This window comes from Aphanizomenon sp. CS-733/32 (assembly GCF_028330045.1).
In the GTDB taxonomy this organism is placed as follows: Bacteria; Cyanobacteriota; Cyanobacteriia; order Cyanobacteriales; family Nostocaceae; genus Dolichospermum; species Dolichospermum gracile.
The window spans coordinates 1-3,582 of sequence record NZ_JAQMSE010000044.1; the positions used below are offsets into that span (position 1 = coordinate 1).

6 protein-coding genes are annotated in these 3,582 nt (G+C 37.1%); 4 read left to right on the forward strand and 2 right to left on the reverse strand.

Annotated features, from left to right (window positions below; translation table 11 throughout):
* Positions 1-162 (forward strand): transposase (locus tag PN471_RS04000; protein ID WP_271775760.1); only part of this gene is annotated, 162 nt, incomplete at its 5' end.
* Positions 163-197: 35 nt separating this feature from the next.
* The gene (locus PN471_RS04005) at positions 198-341 is read left to right on the forward strand and encodes an NACHT C-terminal alpha/beta 1 domain-containing protein (protein ID WP_271775755.1); all 144 of its coding nucleotides are present in this window, start codon (positions 198-200) and stop codon (positions 339-341) included.
* A 214-nt stretch (positions 342-555) separates the two neighbouring features.
* Here PN471_RS04005 and PN471_RS04010 read toward each other — a convergent pair whose 3' ends face one another.
* Entirely contained in the window at positions 556-720 is a 165-nt protein-coding gene (locus PN471_RS04010; protein WP_271775756.1) for a hypothetical protein, read from the reverse strand.
* Between the two features lie 343 nt (positions 721-1,063).
* Here PN471_RS04010 and PN471_RS04015 point away from each other — a divergent pair, with 343 nt between their 5' ends.
* On the forward strand, positions 1,064-1,522 hold the full coding sequence (locus PN471_RS04015; RefSeq protein WP_271775757.1) for a Panacea domain-containing protein: 459 nt from the start codon (positions 1,064-1,066) through the stop codon (positions 1,520-1,522).
* Complete coding sequence (locus PN471_RS04020; protein WP_271775758.1) at positions 1,515-1,829, forward strand: hypothetical protein; 315 nt, start codon at positions 1,515-1,517, stop codon at positions 1,827-1,829. The genes PN471_RS04015 and PN471_RS04020 overlap by 8 nt, the downstream gene beginning before the upstream one ends.
* Positions 1,830-2,281: 452 nt before the next feature.
* On the opposite strand, the gene PN471_RS04025 is transcribed toward PN471_RS04020, so the two are convergent.
* Complete coding sequence (locus PN471_RS04025) at positions 2,282-2,926, reverse strand: type I restriction enzyme HsdR N-terminal domain-containing protein (protein WP_271775759.1); 645 nt, start codon at positions 2,924-2,926, stop codon at positions 2,282-2,284.
* Positions 2,927-3,582 lie beyond the last annotated feature (656 nt).

Consider the following 3,582-nt stretch of genomic DNA (forward strand, 5'->3'; position numbering starts at 1 on the left):
AGGAAGTTACGCCAAGAATTTTCGGAACATTTAGCCAAAATTTATTGGAAAGATGTTTTTTGGAATGGGTCTTATTTTGTAGCTAGTTGTGGTGGGGTAACTATCTCAACGTTACGAAAATATATTGAAAATCAAAATTCAATCTACAAACCGAAAACCTAGCCTTAATTATCAACAACTGCGAACCAAATCAAGAAATGATCAAATTCTGCAATAAACTCACAGATGTCTTACAGATTGCCTTTATCACAGAACAACCTCTAGACGCACCATTAAAAGGTTTTCCCAATCAACCAAACTTACTCAATGTTATTCAACATTGGATTAATGAAATAGGGTAAAACAATCAAAAATGAAACCATGCACGGTCTGGGATATCGTCTTAAATCACCAGACCTTTTGCAACGTTGCTGATTTTAAACCTGTCCTAAAGAGGATATAGAACTTCGGGGTTTTTGTTAAAAATTAAATATTCTCAAGAGTTTAGATTTATGTCTCTGCGTGAATACAAACCCGGAACTACCTTCCCCGGAGTCATTTGCCGGACAAAAGCGATTATACTAAACTAATCTTTTTGGGAGTATAAGATATAAATTGTCTCTTGCTTTTCTTTTCTTGTGCTTTTAAATCTTGATAAATTGCCTTTAAATCGTAGTTAAATTGTCGAGAATGTGCTTCCCTCGTCTGACGAATTTCTTCTAAAATTGGATCTTCCCACATAGATTTTACCTCTCTATAAGTTCTTCTGGAGTACAAATGATTACAGGTTCGTAGCCTCTAGAACGACAAATACGCTCAATTTCTCTACGAATTATAGCATTGGCTATATGCTTACAATTGAACAATATCCTGTTTCTCAACTCACATAAGATTGTGCGACCAATGGGGCTTGACATATATTAGTGATTTATGGTAATTTTATACTAGCAAGGTGATATGATGATTCACGGTTATAATAGACTTATCCAAGTAATACACTTTAATATGACTTCTATAGAACTTATATAAAGTCGAAATTTGATTTTATTATCAACGATAATAGTAGTTTGTTTGAGGAACTAATATGGCTACAGTATTTGATGTTGCTAGTTATATCCTTGAAAAAAAGGGTGAAATTACATCAATGAAACTTCAAAAGCTTGTCTATTACAGTCAAGCATGGAATTTAGTATGGGACGAGTCTGAGTTGTTTGAAGAAAGAATTGAGGCTTGGGCTAACGGAGCAGTAGTTCGAGATTTGTATAACGTTCATAAAGGTAAGTTTAAGGTCAATAAGGAATCTTTTACTGAAGGGAATAGCAATGCGCTTACAGATAGCGAAAAAGAGAATATAGATAAGGTCTTAGATTTTTATGGGGATTATACAGCACAGCAACTTAGTGATATCAATCACCAAGAATATCCTTGGATAAATGCAAGAGGTGATTTACCAGCTATGGCAATCTGTAATAATGAAATAACTAGAGATGCAATTTTTGAATATCATTCTGGAATTTGGAATGAACCAGAATCAGATGAGTAAAAAAGAAGACCGAATTAAGCGACAAAATGAGAAAAAATTAAAAGAACAAGCAAAAAAAGTTAGATTGGCACAAAATATTGAAGTGTCAAGTAAGTTGGTTCGGGTTACAGAAAAACCTGACTTAAGGAAAATACCAAGAAGCGTTAATGCTGATGATTATAAAAACCATTATTTTTCATGGTGTGTATCAGAAGCTGATTTGGAAGGGGTATGGAGTTGGGGCATTTATAGTGTGATGGTGGATGTTAGTGGCGATTTGATTCAAGATCGGGAAGCTGAAATGCGGACTATTATGGCGCGACAGTAGGCATTACAGAATTTTAGGTTGGGTTAAGCGACAGCGCAACCCAACAGCAGCATATAAGAGAACTCAACAGAATGATTGATCCTATAATGAGAGAAGATAATTTAAGTGTGCAGATTACCTCATGCGTCCAAAATCTATCATTGAACTCACGGAGAACCTAAATTCTAGTTAGTTATATTCTCACAACTAATTTAACAATTTTGTCAGGTTTTTCCTAGCCTACAGGTTTCCTCTTGTGAAAATCTACTTTTATTATATTGGTGGAATTTAGGGATACATTATGAGTTTATTGAGCATTTGGTACGTCTTGCTAAGGCTCAAGCTTTGCTCAAGTTACAACAAGGTGCATGAGTAAAACTTATATTCCTACTAATCTACGACAAATTGTATTTGAACGCGCTCAGGGGTGTTGTGAGTATTGTCTAATTCCAATCAGCGATTCCTAGGTCGCGCTAGTTCCCTTCGGGACGCAATGCGTTCGCTATCGCCTCCATTCCCAAACGTTTTAATACCTGTAATACACTATAAAGCTCATTATCAGGATTTACCAGAGAAAACAGCCGTGAATTAGCATATTTATGTTCCAATAGCTTTAAAAATAAAAACTCATTACCATTGGTAATCATGCCAAAGGTTGGTAGCACAGTTTCCTCATTACCCAACATATAAGCCAAAGCTTGAGGAATTGCGCGTGTCACCGCAAAATCACTCCGTTTTGATTCAATTACCAACAACCAAAGCCGATTTTTTAACACCAAAACATCAATCCGCCCCCGAATAATCGTTCCTTCATCCTCCATTTCTAAAGCCACACCCGTTTCTGTTTCAATCCTAAACGGTTTATGATAAAAACCAGCTAAATCTAACAAGGGCGCAAGTACCACCATCTTCACCGTATTTTCTAGCATTGGGGGATCATCCATCAATTCTAAAAAATTAGCCTTCACCCGATCTAATAAATGTTGCTCTTCTTTGTTCAAAGCCTCAAGTCCACCCAACCACTCAGGAAAAAAAGTAGCATCTTGAACGATTTGAATGCCAAAATTTTGCTTTAATTCCCGTAGCGTCACATCCTTGGCCGCAATAGACTGAACCATCTTGATATTTCTCCTGACGAAATTTTAGGCTCAAGTGTACAGAAAAAGCTATTAAGCCTGAAACCTTTGCTCCCGTATTTCTCACAGATAATGTAATCGCAAGTTGTATAACCCGGATAGAGAATCGGTTTCAGGCATTTTTTACGGAGTTGACTTTTGATGTAGGGTGAAACTCCAGAATCCAGATTTTATAAGGGTTTGAGAATTTTGGTGAGAAATCCGGGTGATCTAACTAAATTTGGTTCTACCGTTTCCCTTATGATCAAACATCCCTTTTAGGTGTCTAAAAACGTTGCTGTACACGGGTTTAATCTAAATTAATAAGCGATAGCGAACGCATTGCGTCCCAGAGGGAACTAGCGTGACCTAGGAATCGCTATTTTTGAGGAATATTAAAGCCTCAAACCTAATCATGATCAGGGTTTGCGCCATATTTTTCCGGGAAAATCATCAAGGGAGCGGTAGAACCCTAAATTTTAGTTTAAAGTAGTATCCCCGCGCCTCAATAACCTACAAAAGTGACGTACTCCACACACTCCCTTTCAGGTGAGTGTGGGCTTCTCAGTGACTCCTCTATGAGGACATTAACTGAGCTTTAAGACCGTGCGCCCCACGGTTCTTTGGTTTTGAGATTTGTTTTTTGTTTTGTAGGCTGC